We start from the raw sequence: 26,562 nt of genomic DNA, 5'->3' as shown, positions 1-26,562 counted from the left end.
CTCATGATGCCTCCTTCCAGGGGTTTTCCAGCGCGGCGCGCAGCTGTTCCTCGGCCGGGACCGGGGTCAGCGTCTCGTCGTCGAGTTCGTTGAGCAGGTGGAGGAATGCCGTGACGGTCGACTCCGCGGCATCTGCGTCCACTCCCTCACGTGCTAGGTAGGCCCGGAATGCGTCGGGGAGTTCCGGCTCGTCGCCCAGGTCACCGTCCAAGACGGCGCCAGCGGCCGCTTCCCGCGCCGGGGCCGCGTTGATGAGGATCGCGTTCGGGACGATCTCGGCGATCTTCTGGCTGAGGAGCCCGTCGGGCTCCTCTCCGGTGATCACCGGTTTGAGGAAGGTCCCGTCGTACTGGTCGGCGGCGGCCTTCAGCTCCTCGAGGGTTCCGGTGAAGTGGGTCAGCCGCCGGCCGCTGGAGAGCCGGCGCGGCAGCACCCGCACCGGCCGCCCCGGGTCGGCGTCGACGATCACGACGCTCTTGGTCTCGTCGGCTTCACCGAAGTCCATGGCAAGCGGGCTGCCCGCGTAGCGGGCGGCGAACTTCAGGCCCTCGATGGCCTGCGGGCGGTGGATGTGTCCGAGAGCGGCGTACGACACCACCGGAAGATCTTCGGGAGGGGTCTCGAAGGCCTCGTCCACGGCCCGTTCGCTCGGGGAGGTCCTGGCGCCTGTGATGAACACATGGGCCGAGAACAGCAGGATATCCCGGTCGGGGTCGTACTCCTCGTGCAAGGCCTCCGTCAGTTCCCCCTGCAGGCCGCGCATCGCCGCGGTGTAGTCGGCATACGACGTGCCGGTGGTGGAATCGCGCCGCCAGAACCGGTTCGGGTGCACGAAGGGCAGGACAGCCAGCCGGATGCGCTGCTCACCGCCGCAGGCCTCGAAGGTCATCACGCCCCCGTCGTGTGCCGGGCGGAGCCGGTCGACGAAGAACAGGCCCCGGCCGTAGGAGGGACCGTTCATGGAGTGGAAGAACTCGAAGTAGTCGGGGGAGTCGTGGTTGCCGGCCACGACCACGGTGGGGGCGATGGCGGCAAGTTCGCGCAGGGTGCGCATGGCGCGGAACATGTCCCGGATGGTGGGACGGGAGGAGTGGAACAGATCGCCGCTGTGGACGATCAGGTCCGGTTTGCTCTCCTGGGCGATGGCCACGATCTCGGCCAAGACGCCGTCGAAGTCCTCGTCGCGTGGATGCCCGTGCAGGATGTGGCCTAAATGCCAGTCGGAGGTGTGGAGCAGTCTGCTCATGCCTTCATGCGCCCTTCTGGAAGCGAGGCGTAGGAGGGCACCGGTGGTGCCTTATGAGCCCGGGACTGTACATCAAAATCCCTGGAGTAAAACTGGACTTCCCGAGTAGTCGTCGGCGTCCGGTATGGACGAGTGCCTGATCGCTCTCGAGAAGCGCATGCAGCAGCTGCAGGAGGCGCTCCGGCAGGCGCTCGCGCAACACGATACTTTCCAAGTGCGCCACCTGGATGCGGATTTGACACGCACTCGATGTGCCTGGAAGGTTCTGTGCGGGCTCGGTGATGTCCCGGACGCGGCCCAGCTGACGCCCGCGTTGATGGTCGCCGAGCCCTACCCGGGCGAACCCAATAGGCGACCAGATCCACCAGGTGTCGGTCTTCGCGATTGCCTGGAGTAAAACTGGGAGTCCCGAGTGACTGCTAGCATGCGGGCATGGATGAGCATCTGGTCGCTCTCGAGAAGCGCATGCAGCAGCTGCAAGAGGCGCTCCGGCAGGCGCTCACGCAACACGACAACGCCCAAGTGAAGGTTCTGGGCGAGGAGTTGACCCGCACACGGCACGCGTGGAACGTTCTGTGCGGGCTCAGTGAGGTCCCGGACACGGCCCAGCCGGAGGTCCAGCCAGAGGCCCGGCCGGAGCCCACGCAGACGGTCACCGAGTCCAACCAGGGCGTGCCCGTACGCGACCAGGTCCACCAGGCGCTGGCCCTCCTCACCGTCCCCGCCTCGCCGAAACTGCTCAGCCAGGTCCACCAAGCGTTCTTCTCCAGCCCGCTGAACACGGCACGCCTGACCACCCTGCGCCGCGACGAAGAACGCTCCTTCCGCTCCGCGCCTTACGGCCGCGCCTATTACATCTGCCCCGCGCTGACCTCCGATCTGCTCTCACCGGCCCGCGGGTTGCTCGCCCTGAGCACCTGGCCGCTGGAGCAGCGCCTGGTGGGGCCGCTCACCCAGCGAGTCCACTTCCTCACCGCGGCCCTGCGGCTCGCGGACGCCGCCGAACACCTCGCCGGCGAAACCGGGGTGCCGCAGCCCGTCCAGCAGCTTCTGCTGCACTACAGCCGCAACATCCACGGCGACACCCCCCGGGGCCCGCTCGACCTGGATGCGCTGCGCCGGGCCGCCGCAGCGGAACTGGAGATTCACGCCGACGACGACGCCGACACCCGCGCCGAAGCGGCCCAGCGCGCACGCGAGCAACTCGGCGACGTGGAGCAGATCTTCGGCAATATCCTGCGCGACACCGCCCGCCTGCGCCGCACTTCGTAAACCCGCCCCTGCAACCAGCACGGCTGTGCCCTGTCCCGCCAAGGAAAACAGTGAGCTCGCTCGACGCACGACTGGGCGTATTACGCGGAACCGCGCCGCCCATCCCACACAATGCACGCACCCTGGCAGCGTTGACCGCCAATCCGAGCTGCGACCGCCGCTCCCTGCTGGATGCGGCCGGCATCGACAAAGACGCCCTCGCCGCCCATCTGGGCCTCCCGCGGCCGCTGAGAAAATCCCAGCTCGCCCTCGACTACGGCATCGCCTTCGAACGCCAGATCACCGCCCAAGCCGGAGCCCCCCTGGTGCCGCTGCTCCGCCAAGCCCTGGGCCTGACCTTGTCGGAGGTGTCCTACGAGGACGTCAACAGCGTCGGCAGCGATGACGACAAGTCCCCCCTGAAGCTACGCCGCGCCCACACCCGCTCCCGCATCCTCAGCGCAGCACACCGCAGGTCGGACGACCCTCGCACCCTGCTCGACCACCCCGTACTGTGTCTGACCGTCGCCGGACACCAGGTCTACCTCGAGCCCGACGTCATCGCCTTCCAGCGCGACGGCGTCTTTCACGTCGTGGAGATCAAATCCTTCCCCGTCATCCACGGACAACCCGACCCCATCAAGGCCAACGCAGCGCTGACCCAGGCCGCAGCCTACGTCCTGGCCCTGCGTGAACTCCTCGCTGGTGACGGCCTCCCGCCGGACCGCGTCTCCGACACCGTGATCCTGGTCAACCCGCGCAACTTCACCCGCCACCCCACCGCCACGCCCTTCAGCGCCCACAAGCAGATCAAGTACCTGAGCCGCCACCTCGACAGACTGAGGCGCCTGCCCCAACTGCTGGACAAGCTTCCCCCCAACACCACCTTCGACCTGGCGCCTGGCCCCGACCAGAGACCGACCCGGCCCCGCGGTGAACTCGTTGCCGCACTCGCCACCGTGCGGCCGTACTACACCCCCGGCTGCCGCCACCACTGCGACCTGGCCTTCCACTGCCGCACCGAGGCCCACAACCAGGGCAGGACCGCGGCCTTGGGCACAGCAGTCCGCGACGACCTCGCGGGAATTGACACCATCGCCACGGCCCTGGCCCTCACCGACGGGCACCTGCACCCCTCACGGGGCCAGAAAGACATCACCCAGGCCCTGCGCCACGCACAGCGCATCCACGCAGACCTTCAGACGGACCCCGCATGAGCCTTCTGACCTCACTCCTGCGGATGCGCGCCGCCCACACCGGCAACGCCCAACGCGCCAGCCAACTGCGCCACCTCCACCTCAGCGACCAGCCGCTGATGCTGCTGGCGCTGAAGCAGACCGGCCCCGCCGCACGACCGCTGGCCATCATGCTGGGCACCGACCCGCACCGCCCCCGGCTCCTGGTCGCGCCGCCCTCAGGCAGCACCGCCCCCATGCTCGGCACCCTGGCAGACGCCGTCACCGCATACATCGACGCCTGCCAGCGGCACAGCGAACACCTGCCCGCCACCTCCAGCAAGCCAGCACGCCGCCGCTACACCGACGCCCCCCAGATCCTCGTCCCCAACCCCCAGACCGTGCAGCACCTGAAAGACCTCGGAGACGACCTGAGATTCCGCAGCGTCGACGACCAGAATCCCGACTCCCGAGCCGTCCAGCGCCTGGGACACTGGCTCACCTATCTCACCGACCGCGCCGACCTCCCCGGCTCAGCCGCCCTCATCCCCATGACCAGCTTCCTCGGCATGCACTGGATCAGCGGCCAAAGCCCCCTAGAGGACGAGGACCTCGCCACCCTGCTGGCCTGGATCGACCCACCCCGCCACGCCGCCTCGGGACGCGACGCCGCACACACAGCAGAAGACCCGGCCACCTACCGCCCGGCGGGACCAGCCACCGACGCCGCCTTCGACAACGACCACCTGGTCCCCCTGTTCGACGCCTACGCCCACGCCCGGCGCCAGGCCCAGGGCCAGCAGCAGACCCGCACTCTGCAAGAACTCGACCGCCTGCTGGCCACCTACATGCAGCCCACCTGGGATTTGATGTGGCAGGCCTACGCGCTCCTGCAAGCTCTTCCCGAAGCCAAGGGCACCGCACGCCGCTGGGACCAGGAACGCACCGCATTCACCGACGAATGCAACTACCTGGCCCAGGACGGACGCCCGCGGCCCGCCCGCGACCACGCCGTCGCCGCCGCCGTCCGCCTGGCCCGCATGGAACACGCAGCCACCGCCTTCGCCGCCGAACGCGCCGCCGACGACCCCTTCGTACGGGCAGAACTGCGCACCACCGGCGAAGCCTTCGGCGGCCCCGTCACCACCATCGACCCGGAACACACTCTGCGCGGACCCACCGGACGAGCACAATGGCGGCCCCGGCTCACCGTGTCCACCCCGGACCCCGTGCCCATGGAACCCGGCCAGCTCCTGGCCTGCCACACCCACCCAAACGCCCGCTACAAGATCTGCGAGGTCACTCCGGCCGACGGCGACACCCTCGTCGAACTCGAGATCACCGCCGGAATGGGCACCGTGACCCGCCCCAACCACGCCGTCCTGCCCGAAGCCGGCGCCTTCCTAGTGTTCACCATCGCACCAGACCACTACCGGATGCCGGAATTCCCCGCACGAGACCAGACCCCCTGGACCCACGGCGGGCCTCCTGCCGACCATCCGGCCGACAGCGACGAGGGCGAGGGCGAGGAAGAACAGTGACACCGCCCCATCAGCCATCGCCGCAGCAGCGGTTGGACACGGCCGCCCGCGCCATCCTGGAGCAACTGCCCATGCTCACCCACCGCGGACTCGTCGTGGACTCCCCGCCCGGCGCCGGCAAATCCACCCTGGTCGCCCAGGCTGCCGACGCCCTTGCGCAATCCAGCGCCCCCTGCGTCGTCATCGCCCAGACCAACAGCCAGGTCGACCATCTCGTGCGGCGATTCGCCCGGCACCACCCGCATTTGCGCATCGCCCGGCTCACTGGAACGGAACACACCGTCCCGGATGACCTGCAGGTACATCCCGGCATCCGTATCGGCACCCGCATCGAAGCCCTCGAAAAGACGGCCGACGTCATCGTGGGAACCGCCATGAAATGGGCCACGGTCACCGACCGCCGATGGCCATGGGCGATCATCGACGAGGCCTACCAGATGCGCTCCGACATGCTTTTGTGGACCGCTGGCCTCTTCGACCGGGCACTCTTCGTCGGAGATCCCGGCCAACTCGACCCCTTCTCCGCGGTCGAGACCGACCGTTTCCAAGGTCTGTCCCATGACCCCATGCACAGCGCGGTCGCCGTCCTGCTCGCCAACAACCGCGACCTGCCCGTCCACTCCCTGCCCGTGTCCTGGCGCCTGCCGTCCTCAGCCGTCCCCCTGATCAGCGACGCTTTCTACCCTTTCATGCCCTTCCACGCCGGAGGCCGTGAAGCCGACCGCACCCTCACGTTCCCCATCACCGGTATGCGCACCCCTACCGACGAGGTCATCGAACATGCCGCCCGAACCGGATGGGCACTGTTCGAACTACCGGCCCGCATCACCGGCCAGCTCGACATCGAAGCCTTCCAGGCCGTCCTCGGCATCGCCGAGCGGCTGCTGGCCCGGCGCGCCATCACCACCTGCGAGGAAAACCCCGAAGGCCACGTCCTGCTGCCGGGCGACATCGCCATCGGCACCGCCCACCGCAGCCAGGCCCACCACATCCGCGCTCTCGTGGCCCGCCAGTACCCCCAACTGCATGGCGTCACAGTCGACACCGCCAACCGGCTCCAAGGCTGCGAATTCCGCGTCACCATCGTCCTGCACCCCCTCTCCGGCCGCGGCGACGCCTCCGCCTTCCACCTGGAAGCCGGTCGCCTGTGCGTCCTCACCTCACGACACCGCCACGCCTGCATCGTCGTGGCCCGCGCCGGCATCGCCGAACTCCTCGACGCCCACCCCTCCAACGACCCCGTACACCCTGGAGCCGCCTCCAAGGTTGCCGACGGCTGGGAGGCCAACCATGCAGTCCTCGCCCACCTGGCCCAGCACACTATCGACGCCCGGGCACAACCCGGTCGCCGACGCGGATGAGCAGCACACGGCACGCACCCGCAACGTGAGGGTGGGTTGCGGGGCGTCGTTGACGTCCCTCAGCCCTCGGCGTCGAGGGCGCCGTCTTCTTCGTCTGCCGACATGTGGTGAACGTTGACACCGGCTCGGCAGCGGGAGGCGCCGATCGTGTCGTGCAGCCGGGTGAACAGGTCGGGGCGGAGAAGCAGATCCGCTCCTGCGACTGCGGGCATGAGGGGTTCATAGTTTCCGTCATGGACCAAGTGACCGTGCCACTGGCGGCAGACCAGTGCTTCCCCAGCGGCGTCGCTGAGGCTGAACCCGCAGATGCCCTCTGTGGGTTCAAGGCCGAGTGTGGCCACGACGCTGGCGGCGGGCGCGAGTACATAGAGGGGCAGGCCGAGGCCGTTTAGGGTGCGGGGGCGGGGTACATCGATCAGACCCGTGCTGCCGGCGTCAGTTAGGGCCGTGAGGACGTGGTTTGTGGCGCTGATGTGCTCGGATGCTGACTCGGTCGTGAGGCCCAGTCCCAGGCGCCGCCACGGGCTGGTCCACAGCTGCCAGGGGGCCTGGGAGACGGGCAGCGTGCCGGGCGGCGGTTCCTCGTTGAGGGCCTCCAAGCCGACGACGATCTGCAGTTGGCGGGCAGGCTGATCCGGGTACCGGCGTGCAGGAGTGCGCTGCCGCTCGATCAGGCCGATCTGCACCCAGCCCACGTGGGGGCCGTCGTCCACGCGGGCAAGGGCCATGGCGCCGCCCGGCAGAGACCGCAGGCTCGCGACCGAAGCAGAGCCGGGAGGCGGCCAGGGCTTGGCCGCTTGATGGCTGTCGCTGAACCACGGTGCTGGATCGAGCGACCACGCCAGCGACTCGGGACGAGTCAGGGGGCGGGGGATGCGGGCGAGTTCGGCACGCAGGGCCGCCCGGGGGTCGTCGCGCAGCCGCGCGGCCGCGCCGCGTTCGAAGCTTTGGGCGTTGCCGAGTTGTCCCGCTTGAGCCAGCGCGGCACGCAGGCCGGCGGCAGCGTGCTGCAGGGCGTCTTCGGCGGCGGCGTGGTCGGCGAGGTAGGCGTCGGGAAGCTGGCTGCGGTGTCCGTTGGTCAGCAATTCCAGCTGCGTGCTCATCAGCGTCTCGACGCGATCGGGGAGGGCATCGATCACGAGGTCAATCACGGTCTCGCGAAGCCCGGCCGGACTGCCGGCGGCATCGAGGCGCGCGCCCAGGTAGTGATCGACGAGGTGGGTTGCGAACTCCCGAGGGTTGTTCATGCGCTGTCCTCGGTGCGGGAGAGGGCGGCGGCGATGGCTTGTGCGAGGGTCGGATGGGCGGCGGTTGCCGCAGGGGAGGGGGGCTGGTGGCCGGCGCGGGCCAGGATGGCGGAGGCTTCTGCACGGACGGACAGCATGTCACTGCCGCATAGCGTCACGAGCTGTTCGATGAGCGCAGCGTCCAGGGAGCCGTCGGGCAGGTGACTGTTCAGGACGGTCAGGAGCCAGGTCAGGGGGGCAGCGCCGAGGTCGAAGGAGAGGACGTGCGCCAGAGCCACCTGTGCCTGGCCGGAACGGCCGGCCAGCAGAACCGTTGCTGCGATCAGGGCGCGGCGCTTGTCGCCACGTTCGGGCAGGGCAATCGTGGCGAGCGCAAGCTGGCACAGCGCGGTGTCGATGTCGTGCTGGGTCGCCTGCCCTGGCACCGGGTGGTAGGCACCGTGGCCGAGGCGGGCACGGCCCGGCAGGCGGTGGGCGATGACCCCGTACGCCGCGTCCCAGCAGGCGAGCGCGCTGGCAGCCGGCGGCTGGGAGACATCCGGGGAGTGAACAGCGAAGGCCGAGACCAGGGCCTGGCTGACGCCGATGGTGCGGCTGTAAGACGCCTCGGCGACGGCGTGGACCACTTGATCTGCGAGGTCGTGGACTGCGGCGGCGGCATCCGCGGTATGCGCCTGCTGCCACAACTCCAGCCGGTCATTGCCGGCGAAGGAGCGCCATCCACCGCCACCCCGGATCTTGGTGTAGGCCAGCATGCCGGCCGTCGCGGCGAGTGGACCGAAGACGGCGGGGTCGATGTCTTGGCGCAGGCTAAGCCCGGCGGCCACATCGGCGAGCACCTCCAAGGGGCCGGAGGCGCTCATCTCGTCGGCGATCCGATGCAGCAGTTGGGCGGCTGCATCGGCTCCGTGGCGGTCGATGATCTCCAGCAGCCGCCATCCGACCGCATTGGCCAGGGCGTCCATCGACCACCGGGGGCCCAAGGGGGAGTCGTATGCCTTGCTGCTGCGGTCACGGACTGCGGCAAGTACGCCGGCGGCACCTTCTGGCAGCGTCGGGCGTTGCTGGGCGTGCAGGTAGGCGCCTGTGTTGGGGCGCTTTTTGGGGCCTGACCAGTCACGGGAGGTGTTGTCGGGTACGGGGCGGGGTGCCCAGGGCGGGCCGCCCTCACCGCCACAGCGCTGTGCTGCCGTGCGCAGCGCACGGGTGGGCTCCTCCCCGGCACCCTGCGATGCAGCGATCAGCGTCTGGTCGTCGTAGGTGGAGGTGATCGCATTGGCCAGTACCGGCAGGAGGCGCCGTGTGCGTGCCGCGTCCTCGTCTGGCAGGTTGGCGAGCCTTGTGAGTAGGGCGATGTCCTGGTGGATGCTGCGGCCGCCGGGCCCTGCCGCGATGCGGAGCGCGGCCAGGACGACGGGATCGGCGGTGTCGGCCTGCGTGGCCAGCAGCTGTCGGTGGGCCGCGTCCACCCGGGCATCGGGCAGTCCGGGCTCGGTTAGCAGCACCTGGGCACCAAGCTCTGCGGCGGCCCGTGAGTCCAGCCGTGCCAGAAAGCGCCACCATTCCTGTGGTGTTCCCGCTGTGCCTCGCCCGTCGGTGCAGTCCGCGACGAGATAGACAAGAGGCTGCGTACGTGCCAGCCGCACACGCGCCTGGGCGGGATCGGCTTGCATGAGCTGGGGCAGCGGATCCAGCAGTTCCTCGATGGTGATGTCCTTGTGGCCGCCGTAGGCACCCATGTAGCGGGCGGCGCGCTCCCAGCAGCGCTGCGCTTCGTGCGGGTCGTCGCAGGCCAGACTTACGCGGGCCATCTCGAGCTCGAAGTCGGCGTTCTCCGCATACAGCGCACGGCGCTCGGCTTGCGCCGCGCGCAGCGTGCGCATGAGCTCGTGCACGACGTCCGCCCCGGCCTGGCCGACGCTCCCGGCGAGCAGGGACAGCAGCTCCGTGGTGATCAGAGGGCCGGTTCCGGCCATGCCCATGAGAGAGGTGGTGGTGCCTTCGCTGACGGCTTGCAAGGAGACGATGCCCAGCGCGACGTCGTCGCCGCGCAGCAGGGCGACGGCGTCGTGCAGCACCTGCCGCACGAGCCGGTGGATGTCCGCAAGATCGCAGGCCCGGGGCTGACCCATGAATGCGTGTGCGTGCTGGGCCAGTTGTCCGAGCGCCACACGCACGGTGGTGGACGCTGCTTCAACCGGGAGGCTGCCCACCTCGACGTCGCGGTGCAGGCCGACGGTGGCAAGGGTGAAGCGCAGCCAGGCACGGTAGAAACCGTCGCCGTCCAGGAGGGGGAGCAGCCGGACGGGCGCCTGCGGGTCGACTGCGTGGGCCACGGCCAGCAGCGCCAGCCACCTGCTGACCGGCCCCGACAGGCCGCTGGCACGCTCGGTCAGCACCTCGCGCGTTGCCTCGGTGAGACCGGTGGTGATGTCTGTGGGGAAACCCTCCTCGGCTAGGTCGGCCGCCGCCAGACCATGGCGGAGCAGACGCCGCGGGTCGCACCAGCCACTGGCCCAGGCCGCCGTGGCCAGCATGCGCGCCGACGGAAGTGCGCCGCCTGCGCCGTCGCGGGCATCGGCAAGATGCAGCAGAAGGGCGGTGCGCCGGTCGGGACGGTCGACGTACTCGGCACTCTCCAGCAGCGGTACGAAACCGAGGCAGTCCAGCAGCACATCCAGTGCACGCTCGGACGATGTCAGGGCCTCCTGGTCCAGGAACCTGGCCACCCGCTGCGCGAGCGTACGCGGGACCTGCGCGGGCTCCGGATCGTCGGCAGGCCGGCCCGGCAGCCGGATCCGTCCGCGCAACTCCGCCAAAAACACCGACTCATCGCTCTCGGAACCGTAGTGGACACGCTCGCCATCGCGCGCCTCGTCCCAGGCCGTAAGGTACGCCTCCCACGGGGCGGCATGGCCGGCCCGGTCGACCGCCGCACACAGCTCCAGGCCCCACCGAGGCGGCATCGTGGGCACACCCTCATACATCAGGCTCGCCGCCACGCGGTCGGCTCCAGACAGCGCCACCAGCACGTCCGCATACGGCACCAGGGAACCCGGCAGGCCCTCGTCCTCGTAGGTCGCCCGTGCCCGGCTCAGCTCGATGCAGCGCACCAGCGTGGGCCAGTCGTTGCGGGCCGCCGCCCGCCGTGCGACAACAGTCAGGGTGTGGACGATGGCCTGCGGCGGCTGCAGCCCGGCAATCGCGCGGGAGAGGAAATCGGGCCCGATCAGCAGAGCGAGTTCGTCGTCACGGCCCAGGACAGCCAGTAGTTCGGGCAGGTGCCGGAAGGCACGGGGATCAGTGAAGAAGCCCCGCTGGGACAGCCAGTCGGCAGCCTGAGACCGGACCTGATCGACCCACCTGTGATCGCCGTCGATCCGGCGGATGAATCGGCTGAAGCTCTCATGGTGGATCTTCAGCCCGCCGATACCCGGCTGCTGCGCGACGATCGGCGCCACGCTCGTCAGCGCGGCGCCGATCTGCATCCCGGGCAGAGGGAAAATTTCCTCGAGTTCCTCTGCGGACACGGCGAAGTCGCAGACCGCGAGCATGCTGACAGCAGAGCGCTGCCCGGGGGTCAGACCGTCCAGCAGATAGGCGTAGTAGTCGTCGAGGTCATGCGCCGACGACGGGACCGCCCGCAACCTCTCCAGGGGATCGCCGACGCCCTCCGGCGCGGGCGCCGCTCCCAGACCCGGGACCGGACCAACCGCCTGCCGGCATAGATACGTGGCGTACAGAGCGTTGCCTCGTGAGCGCTCCTCGATCAGGGCGACAGCGGCCTCCGCCAGCACAGTGGAATCGGTACCCGGGTCGGCAGCCGACGAGGCCAGGGCCGCCAGCACGCTCAGACGATCCGCCAGGGCATGCAGTTCGACGCGGTTGAGCGGAGGAACGGTGAGGCGGCAGGCACTGGCGTCGACGGCCTCGAGGTGGGGGCCGGGCTGACTGGCCAGGACGAGCACGACACCGGGCGGCAGTTCGAGACCGGTGAGGTCCGCGACTAGATGGGCGGCCGGGTCCGCCTGTGCACGAAAGGCGCTGCCGGTGCTGTACCCCAGAACCCGACTGACGTGGTCGATGCCGTCCACGATCAGCGCGATCGGCCGGTCCGGAACCAGGCCGCGCACTGCAGTGGCCGCGGCCGTGAGCGTCTCCGGCGTGGCCGCGTAGCGGGGCCTGACTTGCGCCAGCGCCTCCGGGACGGCCGCGCCCAGCTGCTTCAGCAGGCTGCCGATCACGACCTCGGTCAGCACACGCTGCTCACGGTCGCTGTCCGCGGCGCCGAGCCAGCAGTGATGCCGCACCGCCAGCCAGGTCTGCCGCAGCTCATCCCCGAGCTGCTCGCACAACCACGACTTACCGACGCCGGGAGCGCCGGTGACCACCACGACGCCCCCCTGCTGCGCGGCGTCCTCCACGGCCGCGACCACGCCCGTGAGCACCATGGGACGGGTTACCTCGGTGGCGCGGTCCACGGGGTGCCCCTCACGGACCGCCCCGAAGTCGACTTCCAGGCCCAGCCGGGGAAGCAGATCCTCGACCATCACGGTCCCAGCCCGGCTGCGCGCCGCTTTCGCCGTCTCGATCAGGGCCAGCGCCACCTCCTCGGCCGCGCGGTGCCGGTTCGGCGGCCGCCCTGCCCCGAGTTCTTCGGTGATGCGGCGCAGCAAGGCCGCTTCGGCTGGTCCGGGCTCGCGGATGTTGAGCGAACACGCCGGAAGATTCGTGTCGACGACCAGGGAGGCGCAGGCGCGATTGAGCAGGTCGTCGCTTGTCCCGGCGAGCATCTCCTTCCACGGAGCGTGTGCCCGCAGCGCAGCGGCATCGAACCGAAACCGCTTACTGCTCAGGCCCTGCAGCGCAGGCCCTGGGTCGGTGCTCGTGCTGACCGGCCGCAGCACCCGGGTCAGATCGGGAGCCTCCGGCTCCGTGTCACGCACCACGAGGCGGTGCGAGGCACCGGGAAGCAAGGTGAGGCCGTGGTCCATAGAGGAGAAAAGCAGATCCAGACGCAGGCCCCGGTTGTCCTTCGTGAAACTCTCCACCGACAACGCGCGGTCGTGATCCGTGTGCTTGATCTGCAGCCGTTCGCGGCTGCCGGTGCCCCACTCGCACGTGATGTCGTCAAATCGGTCACCGGTGAACATCTTTGTGTCGACCAGCACGGATTTCACGCGTCCCACAGCCACATCCACCAGGCGCAGCGCGGTGAGGAGGTCCTGGTAGGCGTAGCCGAGGTGTGTCGGGCGCAGCCCCATGCTCACCTCCAGCGTGCCTTGCTCACTCGGCACCCCCCACGGTGCGCGTCGCGATCACCCTAACCTCCATGCCGTACCGGGACGGAAGCGGTGGACTGCCACGTTCCCCTCCTTCCCCGCCATGCCCTGGGAGGGACAGGGCGCCACCCCGCGGGCCACAATGACACGTCCGCCTTCCGGGAAAGGCCACCGGATCCTGGGGCGATTCGTACGCCATGGACAGCGACCTCAGTGACCGCGTACCTCCCGACGGGCCTGCCGGGCGGGACATGGCAGCTCCTTCCGGCCCGCCGCCGCTTGCTCACAGCAGAGTCTGCAGCACCGCTCCCCGACAGCGCGCTCTCTTCGGTCGGAGGAGCCAGTCCTGCGCGGAGGAGTGGTTTCGACCGAGCGGCGGCATACAGCAGGGCCCGGCTCTCCCGAGCCGCCTCTCGGGAATGTAACGGGTGGCGCTGACGGCCGCTCACATCTGAGCCTTACTCTGCGTCTTACCGACTCCTCATCACCGCGGGGAAGGCGGCGCAGACCCACTGCGGCAGCTGGACCGCACCAAGCGGTCTGCACTCGAGTAGTACGGCTGTTTGCAAACTGAAGGCGCCATCCTGGTCAGTGCCGGAATAGAGCGTTGGACGGACCAAGGTCATGCTGCAGTGCCGTGGAGTTCTACTGTCTGGCCTCTTCTGGTTCTGCGCTGGTCTCGTCCTCGATCAGCCCGTAGGGGGGCTGGTCCTCGTTGCGGCTGTAGCGGGCCACCACGCTGTCTTCCGCGATTAGCGGCGGGCTGTTGTCGACGATGATGAGCTGCGCTTTGGCACCTCGGTCTGCCAGCCAGACGGAGAGGTGGTGGTAGAAGTCGTCGATAGCGACGGCATCGGCGATCACCGCATCCAGCGTGCCGACGCCGTGACCGAGGTTCTTCTGGGGGCTGTCGATCATGAGGAAGCCAGGGTGTGCAGCGCCGGTTTCGACAGCGATCTCAAAGACAGCCAGCTGCCACGCCAGCGTCAGGAGCGTGCGGGCGCCAGAGGACGCCTCCTGGTAGGGCTCCCCACGGACGAACGGTGTGAGGTCGGGCTTGATGAAGGGCTGGCTGAGCTTGGGGTAGCGCCACTCACGCAGGAGGTCGCCGTAGCGGCTGCTGACCTGGGCGATGATGCGGTCACGGTCGTACGTCGCGTCACCGAGCTGCTCGAGTTCCTCCTTCAAGCGGGCAATCTGCGCCTCGTGCCGCTCCACCACGGCGGCGCGCTTGGCGAGTCCCTCTTGGAGCCTTGCGGTGCTTTCAGCCTGGTCGATGAGGCGGAGTACCTGCTCTCGCCGACGGTGGAGGTCGTCGCGAGCGGCGAGGAATGGCGACACCGAGGGCGACGTTGCCTCGTCCAGCGCGACGGCCGCCTGCTCCTCAACAACGGCCGCCTCTTCGGCCTGCAGTTTGAGCGTGGCCAGGGCCCCGTCCAAATCCTCGATGTAGTTGGTGATCTCTTTCAGACGCGCCTTGGTCGATCGGATCTCGGCCGCAACATTGACGCGGTTGCCCTCGGCCTGGCTGCCGGTGTCCGCAGCCCCCAGGGTTAGCGCCCCGTCAGCATCGGACAGGTCATGGCTACACATGCTGCACTGCCCGTCCGCGGCGGCCGGTGGGTCCGGCAGGCGATTCAGGCAGGCCGGGCAGGTGGTCACGCTTAGGGGGTCGAAGAGCTGCTGGGCCTCGCCCAGCATGCCGAGCTTGAGTAGATCGTCCGCGTACTGCGCTCGCAGCGGCATCAGGCGCGCGATCTGTGTCTCGCAGTCCCGAAGCACCGATGCCGCCCGGCGGGACTCGCGTGCGGCCTGCTGATGCTCACGACGTAGTTGAGCAGCAAATGCTGTCCCTGCCTGAGCTGCTTGGTCAAGGGCCTCGAGCTGGGAGGTAATGTCGGCCAGCTCCTGCTCGTACGTGAGAGGCGACGAGACGGCCTCGCCGTGGGTGACGGCGGCGGGGGCCTGTTCCTGGACAAAGGAACGCGCTGCTGCCAGTTCGGCCTTGGCCTGGGTGAGCCGGCCGCCAAGTTCCCGGATCCGCTGGCCGAGCTCGACAGCACGGTCGTCGTGGACGCCGAAGACGACGTCGACTACCTGCCGCAGCTTGTGCTTGCGCATGTAGTCGTTCTCGAAGAGGAAGTTTCTGTCCGCGACGCGTTCGTTGGGCAGGAACGCCAACCACATCAGGTCACGGAAGCTGAGCGGGTCCGTGCGAGACTCACGGCTCGTAGGGGCTTCCCGCAGCTGGACACCTTCGAGCTTGCAGTGGCTCAGCAGGAGAGCCGACAGGCTCTCCGGTGCCCCGGCCGGATCGATCGGCCTGCTCTCGCCCTTAGACGCGGGCCGACTGTCCAGCGTTCCCCGACGTACGAAGGCGACCTTCGAGGGCTCGCCCACCGACCGCTCGATCACATGCGGTTCACCGGAAAGATCAACCTCCAAGAGGCAGGAGCGGACCCTTCGCAGTACCTCTTGATGACGGGGGTGCCGCTTGGCACCGAGCCCGTACGCAATGAACTCGAGCACCGCGGTCTTGCCCGAGCTGAACGCCCCAGCGATCACAGACAGGCTCCGCACCTGCTGTTCGATCGTGAAGTCGACGTCATAGGACCGGTCGATCCCAGCCAGCCGCAGGCGTCGGATCCGGATGCCGGGAAGCGACTCCATGACGATCAACCCTCCCAAGACATTGCCGACACGCGGGGGCCCGGGCCCAGGACACTCATGAGGGCAGCCGCGGGACCGCCGTGTCCGTCTGGCCGAAGCCACCGCGCGGTCTGCTCCCGCAGCCCCTTGTCGCTGAGCTTTCGGAGACGACGTACGACGATGCTGGCCGCTGTACGGAACGAGGTGGCGTAGGTGGCTGTGAACTGTCCGCCGAGTTCCTTCCCAGCCGCCGTGATCGAGTAGGCGAGAGCGCCATCGCGGTTATCGACCTGGCAGCACCCATATGCGACCAGGAGCGCCAGGTCGTGTTGGATGCGTTCTCGACGACTGGTGAACCGTTGCGACGAAGAGGCGTACGCCAACACTTGAGGGTCGAACCCGGCCAGCCGCAGGAGGCTGGCCTCTCGTCCCTCGGAGGGCACCACGAGGAAGGGGTTCGCGGACAGGAAGTCGTAGTAGCCGATGCGCTCCAAGCTCGCACCGCTCGCGTCCTGCTCGGTAACAGCGGCAAGGAGCAGCAGCAGCTGAGCGAGCCGGAAGGGCACCTCGTCCTCCGGCATCACTACCGGCCGGTGTGCTTCCACGACGGGCTCCTCATCAGTTGTCTAGCAGGGGGCAGGCGGTCGTGAGACTTCAGCCGTCGGGATGACTGCTCGCGATCTGCCGCCAGTGCTTGACCCAGCCAGCCCGACGGTTGTCGACCAGCCGGTGGACCAACCCCCAGCTGTGCACCAACTCGAGACGCAGCACATTCGGCAGCTTGTCGTGCTCGCTGCGCACCTCGCGCCAGACCCGCCCATGGAGAGCATTGATGGCATCCTCGGCAGAGCACTCGTTGAACTGCATCTCCCACACGCCGTGCAGGGTGGCATCAGCAGACCGCAGCGCAGCCACCTCTGCAGGCACAGCCTTGTGCGCGATCTCCCGTGCGACCAGATCGGCGTTGAAGAACTGCTGCTTGGCGGAGTCCAGCTCGACGTGGCCAGCCTCCATCATCTGCCGCACGAACAGAGCCGAGTCGAGCTCTGCCGCCTTGTCATCCTCCACGTCCAGAACCAGCCGAAGCTGCTCCTGGACGGGTGCGGCAGGCGCCGGCGTGAAGGGCTCGTAGTAGGCGCGGCGCACCTGATCGCCCTCGGGGCTTTGGAGCTTCTTCACGAGCGCGGTCTCGTCCCACAGCTCGATGACGATGTTGTGCTCCCTCTCCTGCTCCTTCTTCCACCGGTCCCACCACTTCGCTGCAGGGCCGTCCATGCTGGAGGGGATACACAGGATCCAGATCGCGATGGTGTGACCGTTTGCCGCTGCTGCCTTCAGCCCATTTGCGAGCGACTCACGGATCTGCCGCGACTGTTTGGTCGTGGTGATAGGCATGAAGTACTTGGACTGCCAGACCGTGATGGCGCCCCCGAGGTTGCCAGCGAAGGCGTCGATGCCCCAGTCACCCGGGTTAGCCGCAATCATGCGAACGTTCGGAGTGGTGGCGCTGGCGAGCTGAGCGAGCATCTTCTCGAAGTCTGCTCGCGCACCATCCGCACTTCCTGTACGGATCTCGTGCACCGCGAAATGGATAGGCGGAACGCCCGCTGCCACGGCTATGGAGCTATCCAACCCGGCAACCCCCACTTCCGGCAGGCAGCCCCGGCTATTGGCGTTCAGCCGAGTGTTTCCGCCGCACCACACACAGTAACCGCTGTCAGCGTAGTGGTCTTAGAGACAACCGATCAAGGCGCACGACGCGGGTAGCAGCCGGTGCGCGGGGAAGCCAGCTCTGAGCGCGCGCGAGGCTGGGCACCTGCAGACCTCGTTCAACGGCACATTCATTCGTGGGATCAGCAGGGCACGGCGGCGACCGGCGGTGGCGCTCTCGCGCACTGCTCCCTCGCTTTTGATGGCCCGCAGGGGAGTGTCAGTTGAACTTCGTTGCCTGAGCGTCAGTGGTACAGGCACGGCGACCAGGTCGCTGACACTGACGTTGCGCTTACTCATCGTTGCTGACATGAACGCCATGCCATTCTCACGTCTCGCGCGACCGTCACTCCGCCCTCGACGTTACATACTCTGACCAACATTATGTACCGTCAGCTAGACTGGGCAGCAACGTTACATTTTTGAGCGGCGCGGTCGCTCCCCACCTGCTGACGGCCGCTGCCGAGCCGACTGCCCGACCTTCCCCTCGCAAACCCGTTTGCCGCTTCTGCTTTGGAGTCCCCGGGTGTCCTCCTCGCGTTCATCCCGCACCGCCGGTGAGGCGTCTTCCGGCGCTGCCGTGCCGGGCAACCCCGCCCACACTGCCTCGCCCGCAGCCTCGACGGAGCCGTCCGACCAGGCTCCGCGCTGGGCGGGCAACTGGCCCCTGAGTTTCCCGACACCTCCCACCCCATCCGCAGCGGCCAAGACGGCCTCCGAAGACGCCGGCCACCGACACGGCGAGAACAGTCAACTTGAGTCAGTTGAAGGCCCGTTGGACGAGCCGGGAACAACCTCCACCGCTCCTGACGCGGACACACCACACGCCCTGGCGCGCACCGGCCCGGCGACGCTGCACGAGGCCCGCAGCACACTTAAGCAGCTGATCAACGCCGCCATCCAAGGGCACCCCACACCCCTGACACGCGGCCCGCACCATGCACTGCTCACCACCCCCGCCCACGCAACGGAACTGGGCTGGGACCTCACCCAAGCCCCCACCCACAGCTTCGTGGACGCCCGCAAAAAGCTCGGGGATCTGATCCAGTACGGCGCCGAGGGCCACCCCCAGGTGCTGTGCCGGCACAAGACCCCCGTCGCCGTCCTGCTCGCCGCAGCCGCGGACGGCACCCCCACCCTGCCAGCACTTCAAGCCGAGCTCGCACCCGACACAGCGGCTCCGGCTGCACCAGCAGCATCGGTCTCCGCCACAACACCCCTTGAGGGCCAGCAACCAATCCAGAACCCCCTCCCGACCACAACAGCCGAAGCCGAGGCCGCCAAAGACCTCGCATCCGCGCCGACAACTCCTCCGGCCGAAGCGGCCGCTGCACCCACCACGCCCTCGGAACCACGGCCGGAACCGGCGCCACCAGCCCAAGACACGCCTGCACTTGCCCATACGCCCCCCGCCTCGCCCCGTACCACCCCAGCCACACCGACCCCGCCGACCACCCTCACCGGCTCGCCAGCCCCTATCGCTACCGCTCCCACCCCCACCACCCCCACCACCCCCGGCCCCCCGACACTCCAGCACCCGGTCACACCGCCGGCCGCCCTCCAGGCACCTTCCTCGGCCCCGCCCGAGCCGGGCCCGCCGGCCCCCACTCCCGCGATGCCCGGTACCGGCCACGAGACCGCCATCCCGGCCAGCGGCCCACCGGCCATCACTGCGCCGCGCACCCCGCGGCGCCTGGCCGCACTCGCGCAAGCCCTGGACACCCTCCTCCCGATCACCGTCCCCACCGGTGACACCGCCACACCCACACCCCTGATGGGCCTGTCGACGGGCATCCGCACCCTGGACGACGCCTTGGGCGGCCTGCAGCCCGGGCGCTTCTATCTCGTTGCCGCCGCCCCAGGCGCCGGATCCAGCCTGATCGCCACCGCCGCCGCACGCACCAGCGCCCTCGACCAGCACCAACCCGTCCTGTACGCCGCCTCCGGACTCACTCGAGCCGACATCGCCGCACGCATCGTCGCCGCGCACTTGCCCGTCGACTACCGCCGCCTGCGAGCCGGCCGCCTAACCCCCACCGAGCAGGACGACACCGCAGCCCTCGACCACCACCTGGCCCAAGCGCCGCTGTACATCGACGACGGCACCGACCTGACCACCGACGCGATCGCCGAGAGCGTCCCGGACCTGCCCGGCCTGGCCCTCGTCGTGGTCGACCGCCTCCAGACCACCGAAGACCCCCGACTGCCGCTGTCCGGCCCAGCCCAGATCACCGACGCCGCCCAGGCCCTCGCACACCTGGCCCGCACCCACCAGCTCCCCGTCCTCGCCGCCGTCGACACCGACGACCCCCACCTCATCGCCGCGCTCAGCCTCGACATCACCATCACCCTGACCCGCGACGCCGACCAGATCCACGCCACCATCACCGAACGCGACCTCGGCCCGCAGGCCACCCTCACCCTCCACGCCGACCTCGCCCACGCCCGCATCACCGACCCCACCACCCCCTACACCAGCGCGGTCACCCCCACCCCAGCGCCACAGACGCCACCCCCGGCCGCGACCCCGGATGCCCCCGCACAGACCCCGCAGGCACCTCTCCAAGTCCCCACCAGCCCACCCCCGGACCCCATGCCAAGCGAGCCCGCCCCCACAGCCCACACCGCCGCCCCGCGCAGGCCATCGCCGCGCCGCACCGCCCCACCCCCGCCTGAAGGCGGCTACGCAAACCGGGACTACAGCTACTTCACCGGCATGATCACTCGCGCCGTCGACGAAGCCCTTCACGACCACGACGGTGACATCGCCGCCGCAACCGAAGCCCTGGTGAAAAAGGCCGTACCGAACGCAATGGCCTTGTTCGAAGCAACCCGCGTCGGCGGAAATTACGAGCACACCGTCTACCCGGAAACCCTCGAATTCCTCCGAAAGAAATCCAAAGACGGCGCCGACGAAATCTGGGAAGGCCGCCACAACTGGACCAACACCCGCCTCATGGAAGCCCTACAAAACGGCACCCACCCTCCGATCACCGTCAACGCCCTCGACACCAACGCCAGCTTCCTGTCCGCCTTCAAAACCCACCTGCCCATCGGCGCCTTGATCCACGACCCCAACGGAGGCTTCGACCCCAAGCGCTCCGGCATCTACCGCCTCCCCGCCCGCCCCACCTGGCACCACCCCCACCTGCCCGATCCCATCGGCAACCGCCGCGAAGACGGCCCTGTCCTCCTCGACGACGCCACCATCCGCCTCCTCATCCGCTGCGCCCGCCTCGGCCTGTGCGAGGCCCCGCACATCACCGAGCGCTGGACCTCCGGCGCCAGCGAAGGCCTCCTGGAAAAATTCCGCCGCGTTCTGACCGAGGCCCGCGCAAACGCCATCGAAGCCGACGACACGGTGACCATCGAATACATCAAAGCCATGTACTCGAAATTCACCTCCACTATCGGAGAATCAAGCGTCAACCGCGACATCCGCCGACCCGACTGGATGCACATCATCCGTTCCCAGGCATTCGCTAACCTCTGGTATAAGTCCCACCGGGCCCACAGCAACGGCCTGACCGTCGTCCGCGTCCGCGGCACCGACGAACTTCACGTCGCTGGCGACTGGCGCACGGTATTCACCGAAGGCCGCCTCACCACCCAGATGAAACAAAAAGACCAGTACACCCTGCCGAGGAAGAGCGCCCGATAGATGTCGACCGACGGATGGAAGAACTTTGGCACCTACGGCGCAGACCGCGACCCCGGAAACGTCCACGGCAAAATCGCCCTCGCCCGCGCCCTCGAAGACGCCCTCGAACGCATGATCATCGACGGCGGAATCAAATCCCCAGTCGACACCCGCCGCGGCCTGAAAGCCCGCATGCGCTACCTCACCACCACCAAAGGCGGCCCCCAAGCCCTGGCTGACGCCGGCATCACCGCTACCCCGGCCACGATCCGCGCCTGGACCCGCGGCACCCAGCGCCCGCGCCCGGCCAACCTCGAAGCGATCGACACCGCCTACTGGAACCTGCGAGCCCACAACGTGCTCACCAATCCCGGCGCCCTCAAGCAGCACCTCAACCGCAACGGCCGCGGCACCCGCATCGAGATCCACCCCGTCAACCAGGCCGCCGTCGACGAGCCACGCCGCCGCGACAACCTGAGGATCCAACACCGGCAGGTCCGCTACATCTGGGACGACGCCGTCGACGCCCTCGTCGCCGGCGACCTGGACACCATGGAAGACCTCTGGGACGACATCATTGCCGAACTCGACTCCGACTGGGGCGCCTACACCTACGTCTCCTACATCGGCATCGGCGCCTGACACGACCGCCCGCAGCCGACCTGACCGGCCCAAAGCGGCGCTCGGCGCCCCGTAAGACTGATGGTCTGCGCAGAGTGTCGGCCAGATCGAGTCGCTCATCGCCCGGCAGCCAGGTCAGACGGTGCAACTCGTTCCGGCTCTGGCTGCCGAAGTAGCCGTATTCATGAGCCAGAACTCTCCCCGGCAGGTGCTAAGGCTGTACTGGGCTGTACACCCGTCAGCCATGGAGGGGGTCCTGGACCAGGTCCGTACCCGGCTGGTCCAGCTGGTCGGGGAGCTGCGGGCCGCCATGCCGCACGGCCAACAGGACCCGACACCGGACCAGGTCGCTCAAGCACTCCAGAACATCAACATCGTCACAGGCGACAACTCCTCCGTGACGGTCACTGCGCCCGTTGCCGTCGCGCACCGACGCGGATCAGCACGTGCCGAGATCGGCGAAACGGCGCAGCGGGCCTTCCCGTGGATGTTGGTCGTGTGGACCGCTTCGGCCGCTCTTGTGACGGCAGCCGCTGTGACCGCCTGGGTGACGTGATTCTGGCCCAGTTGATCGACGCCGTCACTGCTGGACGGCCGGCGCCGCCCCAAATGACCGACCGCAACGCGTGCTGGGGCGCTGGCGAAGGAGGGCAGCCAGCAACCTCCCCGGGCCGGGCGGCCTGGTCGGGCTCATCCGTCGGGCGTGTGGTGGCAGGTGTCGCGCTGTTGATACCTGCCCGACACGCCCGCGCCCACAGCGGCCCAGAAGGCTCGGGAGTCCTGGAAGTGGCCGCCCAGGGCGTGCCAGGACATGCCGGGGTGCTCCAGGCCCGCGGTGGCCATCCCGCGCCGCTGATACTTCTCCATGGTGTAGGGCTGCTCGACTCACCCGAGCTGGCAGTGGGCGCAGACGGTGTAGTCGACGGCGAAGGCGACAGCGCCGGCGAGGTTCGTAGCACGGCTCCTGGCCTGAACTCCTCATGGTGATAACCCGGTGACGTGCGCGGTGAGTGACGGGGATGATGACCTACCGGGACCTGTGCAGGAAGGGGGCGAGGCAATGCCGCAGATGGCGCCGGCGGAAGCGTTGGCGGCGTGCGAGCAGGCGCTGAGGAACCTCATCACCACGGTGCTCACGAGGAAGCTGGGCAAGGACTGGGTCTCCCAGGTGTTCACCGCCGAGAAGGTGGAGCGGCTGCGAGAGATCCGAGACGAAGAGACTGGTCGCCGTATGCGGCGGGGCGTCGCCGCAGTGCCGAGCAATGAGTTGGCGTACGCCCAGTTCTTCGACATCCTCACGCTTCTGAAGAAGCACTGGGAGGACTTCAAGCCCGCGCTGGGCGACCGGAGCGAGACCATGGGATTGCTCAGCCGCTTCGAGGCCCTGCGGAACTCTGTGGCACACAGCCGAGACTTGCTGCCCTTCGAAGAAGAACTCCTCAGCGGCATCGCGGGCGAGATGCGGAACAAGGTGACCATCTACATGAGCAGCCAGGACCCCGTCGGCGACTTCTTCGCGCGCATCGACAGCGTCACGGACAGCTTCGGCAACTGCATCGACAACTTCCCGCAGGACCCGATGGAACACGGCACCTTGCTGCGCACCGGGCTGGTCCTGCACCCCGGCGACACTGTGGCATTCCGCTGCCGCGGAACCGATCCCCAGGGCCGCGAACTCACCTGGTGGATGCTGCCGAATCACGAGACCGAACTCTCCCGCCACACGGGATGCCACGTCGAGCTCACCTGGCACGTCAGCGACTTCGACGTCGCTGCCCGCACCGACATCCACATCTACATGGAGAGCTCCGGCCCTCACCACAGGGTCAACGGATCGGCGAGTTTCGATCACTGCGCATCGTTCGTCTACACCGTCCTGCCCCGCGAGAACTGCGAGCGCGAGGCGTCATAAGGACGACGGCGGAAGGCAGGAAAAAAGATGACAGAGGTGCACAGTGCCGTGCTCGCGGCGCTGGACGCCGCGTCGGCGTCCTATCCCTCGCACTCGGTCGTGGCCGAGGGACTCGCGGCCGCGGCCGACCGGCACACCTGGGCCGAGGCGCAGAGACAGCACTTGGAGGCGCTGCGCGCCGCGATGCTCTTCTTCACCCGGCCCGACGGCACGCTCCAGGGCGAATACCAAGGCGCCGGACCTGAACCCTGGCCGCGCGAACTCGGCCAGATACCGGATGAAGCACGTGAGGTCTGGGCGGCTTACGCGCAGGCCGCCGGCCACCCGACGGTACGGGCACGCCTGCACCACCTGTTGTGGGAGGCACGTCATGGCGCGCGACCGATCGAGCACCTGTGCTCGGCAGTCGACGCGTACCGCCAAGCCGCCCCCGCACTCCTGGACGAATCAGAACCACTCGCCTCGATCGGCCGGATGCAGGCCGCCGATGCGCTCGTCGCGGCATACAAGCTGGCCGTCGCGACCCGACAGCCAGTACTGGAGGACGTCGTCACCGAGATGCTCGCCCTGTCCGACACCGCTCTGGGATGGGATGAGCCGGCCCCAGGAGTCATTGCGGCGTTGACCGAGCCGCTGCTTGAACACCGGGAGTACCACGACAGGGTGCGCCCGCTGCTGGAGCGGGCCGCGGACCTGTACCGATCCGACCTCCACAACCACGTGTTCTTCCTGACCGACCTCCGGCGTATTGCGGGCCACGACGAGCGGCGTGGACTCGACGAGCGCATCGTCGACGCTTACACCGACCGCGCCGAGCAGCTCGGCGGTGTGGCCCAGCTGATGTGTCTCGAGGAAGCCGCCACTTACGCCCAGAAGATGGGCCTCGCAGCGGCGTTGGAGGAGATCCGCCGCCAGCAGCAGCGCCTCAACCGTGAGGACCTCGATATGGCCCGGATCGGCATCCCGATACACGTGTCCGCCGACTTCTTCGCTCCCGCCCTTGCGGCCGTTGACACCGCACACGACCTCAGTGAGGCGCTGTGGACGCTCGCCGCGAACGCTCCCACGCTGCCCGAGACAGCGGACACGCCCTTCCCGGACGGCACGCTCCGCGGACTCCTGCGCCTACCGACAGCAAAGATCAACATGAACGGTCCCGTCGTGACCACGCCCCCCACGCAGGACGCCACACGCCCTGTCGGGACCGACACTCGCACCCTCGCCATGGACGTGTACGGCCTTCTTGCGGAAGCCCAGCTCGACCGCATCCAGGAGCGTTTCACCCCCACCATCGACGAGCTGCTCGCCCTGTTCACCCGTCCCCCCGTGGCACCGCACGAGCGCATGCGCGGTCTCGCCCGCGCCTTTCAGGCCTACTTCGAACACGACGACGACGTCGCCATCGCCCTCTCCCTGACCCGCATCGAAGGCCTCTTGCGCCGCCATCTCAGGGCCGCAGACGTCCCCGTGATCCAACATGCCCAAGGGGAGCGGCCCGGCCAGGTCAGCCAACTCGGCGCACTCATCGCTGACATGGAAGCCGCAGGCTTCGAAGCACCGTGGCCGACCGTCTTCCGCCTCCTGCTTGCCGACCCGAACGAAGGCATGAATCTGCGCAACAACGTCCTCCACGACCTGGCCGATTGCCCGCCCCGCCACCGCATCGCCCTGGTCCTGCAGGCCGCTCTCGTTCTAGTCCAGACGATCACCGGACGCGAGCCGCGAGAGGAAGAGGGAGCCGTCGCGCCTGTATGACCCCAGACCAGACTGCCTGCCGCGGTGGCTCCCGTTGTCACAGGCACGCTCTACGGTCGGAACATAACCTCCTTACCGACCCTGCCCCCCAACGACCGCTGGCTGCTCCAGGTCACGATCCGGGCGGCGCGCCCCGATGATTCCCGTTGGTAGGAGCAGCTGGCCGTGCTGCGCCACGTGTCCGAGTACGACCCCGCCACTCAGACCTGGAACACCTTCATCGGCGCGTTCGACGTGGCGAGCATCCACACGCTCCAGACCCTCTTCGACGCGCCCGGACATTCGGGAGCGACGTGCAACTGGAGCCGGCGCCGGTCCCGGCCACCTAGCTGGGACCGTTCTTCGCGAGCGACACCGCGGTGGCCGCGCTTCTCACGGCCCAGGCCGACAAGGGGTGGTCGCTCGGCGTGGCCCGCGACGAACTCGTCGACGCGGGCCGGTAACGCGTCCGGGACGCGAGCGTGGTCAGGGGTCAGGGGCTGGCTGATGGTGCCGTCTCATGCCGACCGCCAGACTGCTTGAAAGCACTGTTGGGCGGTACCACGGCGACGAACCGGCGGAAGACACAAAAGTCCTACAAGCCTCCCACCAGCTCCCACACACACGAAAAACGAGCCCCGAATTAGGTCCTGATATTCTGCCTCACACACAACGATTCATCCCTTTGGAGAACACCGTCCAGAGAGAATCGATACAGAATAACCAACACCCCCAAACAGGAAATGTAAGGGAGTGAATGCACTCTCTCGGCGAGTACATAATCTTCTGGATAGGTACCCCTTGCAGGCGTCGAGTTTTTCCCAACAGGTTCAGACCACTCTCTCAAACACGAAGAGTAGTCGTTACATAATGTGTACCGATCTCAAGAGCGTTACATAAGTGGGTACACATTGGAGGCAGAAAGGGCGCCCGGAGGGCGCTTCAACGCATACTGGTGGCAAGGTGGAGCTGACTTAGTCGAGTGCCCCAAGAGACTAAATTCGCAGGTCAGGAGCACCCAAAGCCAAACGATGCCGGCACTTCAATTATGTAACGGCGACGAAGGGCTAGCGCCCGCCCTCTCTAGCCAGCCTGTAACGTCGCGGAGCGGCGTTACAAAACCGTCGCGGAGCGACGGTGCAACGCTCCGTCACGTAGTGACGGCGCGTCATGTCTCCGGAGGAGACGGCGCG

At 68.2% G+C, this 26,562-nt stretch carries 15 protein-coding genes and 1 pseudogene; 9 read left to right on the top strand and 7 right to left on the bottom strand.

Translation table 11 applies throughout. From position 1 onward, the window contains the following. Nucleotide 1: 1 nt before the first annotated feature. A complete protein-coding gene (locus IE244_RS39595; RefSeq protein WP_191878427.1) occupies nucleotides 2–1,246 on the bottom strand; it encodes a metallophosphoesterase family protein in 1,245 nt (414 codons plus the stop codon). A gap of 432 nt (nucleotides 1,247–1,678) precedes the next feature. On the opposite strand from IE244_RS39595, the gene IE244_RS39590 reads away from it, so the two are divergent. From IE244_RS39590 to IE244_RS39575, 4 genes are all read left to right on the top strand, one after another. After that, complete coding sequence (locus tag IE244_RS39590) at nucleotides 1,679–2,518, top strand: hypothetical protein (protein ID WP_191878426.1); 840 nt, start codon at nucleotides 1,679–1,681, stop codon at nucleotides 2,516–2,518. A 131-nt stretch (nucleotides 2,519–2,649) separates the two neighbouring features. Continuing rightward, entirely contained in the window at nucleotides 2,650–3,714 is a 1,065-nt protein-coding gene (locus tag IE244_RS39585; RefSeq protein ID WP_229854792.1) for a hypothetical protein, read from the top strand. Further along, nucleotides 3,711–5,213, top strand: coding sequence for a hypothetical protein (locus IE244_RS39580; protein ID WP_191878424.1), 1,503 nt, complete (start codon nucleotides 3,711–3,713; stop codon nucleotides 5,211–5,213). Before IE244_RS39585 ends, IE244_RS39580 begins: the two co-directional genes overlap by 4 nt. After that, a complete protein-coding gene (locus IE244_RS39575) occupies nucleotides 5,210–6,574 on the top strand; it encodes an AAA domain-containing protein (RefSeq protein WP_191878423.1) in 1,365 nt (454 codons plus the stop codon). The genes IE244_RS39580 and IE244_RS39575 overlap by 4 nt, the downstream gene beginning before the upstream one ends. Nucleotides 6,575–6,633: 59 nt before the next feature. Here IE244_RS39575 and IE244_RS39570 read toward each other — a convergent pair whose 3' ends face one another. From IE244_RS39570 to IE244_RS39550, 5 genes are all read right to left on the bottom strand, one after another. After that, entirely contained in the window at nucleotides 6,634–7,821 is a 1,188-nt protein-coding gene (locus IE244_RS39570; protein ID WP_191878422.1) for a hypothetical protein, read from the bottom strand. After that, nucleotides 7,818–13,085 carry an AAA family ATPase gene (locus IE244_RS39565; protein WP_191878421.1) on the bottom strand — a complete coding sequence of 1,756 codons (5,268 nt, stop codon included), beginning with the start codon at nucleotides 13,083–13,085 and terminating at the stop codon, nucleotides 7,818–7,820. Before IE244_RS39565 ends, IE244_RS39570 begins: the two co-directional genes overlap by 4 nt. Before the next feature lie 663 nt (nucleotides 13,086–13,748). Continuing rightward, entirely contained in the window at nucleotides 13,749–15,773 is a 2,025-nt protein-coding gene (locus IE244_RS39560) for a coiled-coil domain-containing protein (protein WP_229854788.1), read from the bottom strand. A 5-nt stretch (nucleotides 15,774–15,778) separates the two neighbouring features. Continuing rightward, nucleotides 15,779–16,357, bottom strand: coding sequence for an ABC-three component system middle component 2 (locus tag IE244_RS39555; protein ID WP_191878419.1), 579 nt, complete (start codon nucleotides 16,355–16,357; stop codon nucleotides 15,779–15,781). Between the two features lie 49 nt (nucleotides 16,358–16,406). Continuing rightward, the gene (locus IE244_RS39550) at nucleotides 16,407–17,333 is read right to left on the bottom strand and encodes a serine/threonine protein kinase (protein WP_229854787.1); all 927 of its coding nucleotides are present in this window, start codon (nucleotides 17,331–17,333) and stop codon (nucleotides 16,407–16,409) included. Nucleotides 17,334–19,077: 1,744 nt separating this feature from the next. Here IE244_RS39550 and IE244_RS39545 point away from each other — a divergent pair. From IE244_RS39545 to IE244_RS39535, 3 genes and pseudogenes are all read left to right on the top strand, one after another. After that, nucleotides 19,078–21,123, top strand: coding sequence for a DnaB-like helicase C-terminal domain-containing protein (locus tag IE244_RS39545; RefSeq protein ID WP_191878418.1), 2,046 nt, complete (start codon nucleotides 19,078–19,080; stop codon nucleotides 21,121–21,123). After that, complete coding sequence (locus tag IE244_RS39540; RefSeq protein WP_191878417.1) at nucleotides 21,124–21,744, top strand: hypothetical protein; 621 nt, start codon at nucleotides 21,124–21,126, stop codon at nucleotides 21,742–21,744. A gap of 82 nt (nucleotides 21,745–21,826) precedes the next feature. Next, a pseudogene (locus IE244_RS39535) lies at nucleotides 21,827–22,279 on the top strand (AbiTii domain-containing protein); the annotation flags it as partial. Between the two features lie 134 nt (nucleotides 22,280–22,413). Here the strand turns inward: IE244_RS39535 and IE244_RS39530 are convergent. Further along, nucleotides 22,414–22,590, bottom strand: coding sequence for a hypothetical protein (locus IE244_RS39530; RefSeq protein WP_191878416.1), 177 nt, complete (start codon nucleotides 22,588–22,590; stop codon nucleotides 22,414–22,416). 193 nt (nucleotides 22,591–22,783) lie between these two features. Here IE244_RS39530 and IE244_RS39525 point away from each other — a divergent pair, with 193 nt between their 5' ends. Together IE244_RS39525 and IE244_RS39520 are read left to right on the top strand one after the other, a co-directional pair. Continuing rightward, nucleotides 22,784–23,635 carry a Swt1 family HEPN domain-containing protein gene (locus tag IE244_RS39525; RefSeq protein WP_191878415.1) on the top strand — a complete coding sequence of 284 codons (852 nt, stop codon included), beginning with the start codon at nucleotides 22,784–22,786 and terminating at the stop codon, nucleotides 23,633–23,635. A gap of 27 nt (nucleotides 23,636–23,662) precedes the next feature. Further along, nucleotides 23,663–25,390 carry a hypothetical protein gene (locus IE244_RS39520; protein WP_191878414.1) on the top strand — a complete coding sequence of 576 codons (1,728 nt, stop codon included), beginning with the start codon at nucleotides 23,663–23,665 and terminating at the stop codon, nucleotides 25,388–25,390. Nucleotides 25,391–26,562: the final 1,172 nt, after the last annotated feature.

It is taken from the genome of Streptomyces filipinensis, from assembly GCF_014649495.1.
Lineage (GTDB): Bacteria > Actinomycetota > Actinomycetes > Streptomycetales > Streptomycetaceae > Streptomyces > Streptomyces filipinensis.
Note: the sequence above shows the minus strand (reverse complement) of the source record. Positions and strands in the feature narration are given on the sequence as shown.

Excerpts from the sequence above, each read along its gene's own strand:
- IE244_RS39595 (WP_191878427.1), bottom strand. The coding sequence starts at position 1,246 with ATGAGCAGACTGCTCCACACCTCCGACTGGCATTTAGGCCACATCCTG.
- IE244_RS39590 (WP_191878426.1), top strand. The coding sequence starts at position 1,679 with ATGGATGAGCATCTGGTCGCTCTCGAGAAGCGCATGCAGCAGCTGCAA.
- IE244_RS39580 (WP_191878424.1), top strand. The coding sequence starts at position 3,711 with ATGAGCCTTCTGACCTCACTCCTGCGGATGCGCGCCGCCCACACCGGC.
- IE244_RS39570 (WP_191878422.1), bottom strand. The coding sequence starts at position 7,821 with ATGAACAACCCTCGGGAGTTCGCAACCCACCTCGTCGATCACTACCTG.
- IE244_RS39565 (WP_191878421.1), bottom strand. The coding sequence starts at position 13,085 with ATGGGGCTGCGCCCGACACACCTCGGCTACGCCTACCAGGACCTCCTC.
- IE244_RS39560 (WP_229854788.1), bottom strand. The coding sequence starts at position 15,773 with ATGGAGTCGCTTCCCGGCATCCGGATCCGACGCCTGCGGCTGGCTGGG.
- IE244_RS39545 (WP_191878418.1), top strand. The coding sequence starts at position 19,078 with ATGCCCGGTACCGGCCACGAGACCGCCATCCCGGCCAGCGGCCCACCG.
- IE244_RS39540 (WP_191878417.1), top strand. The coding sequence starts at position 21,124 with ATGTCGACCGACGGATGGAAGAACTTTGGCACCTACGGCGCAGACCGC.
- IE244_RS39530 (WP_191878416.1), bottom strand. The coding sequence starts at position 22,590 with ATGGAGAAGTATCAGCGGCGCGGGATGGCCACCGCGGGCCTGGAGCAC.
- IE244_RS39525 (WP_191878415.1), top strand. The coding sequence starts at position 22,784 with ATGCCGCAGATGGCGCCGGCGGAAGCGTTGGCGGCGTGCGAGCAGGCG.
- IE244_RS39520 (WP_191878414.1), top strand. The coding sequence starts at position 23,663 with ATGACAGAGGTGCACAGTGCCGTGCTCGCGGCGCTGGACGCCGCGTCG.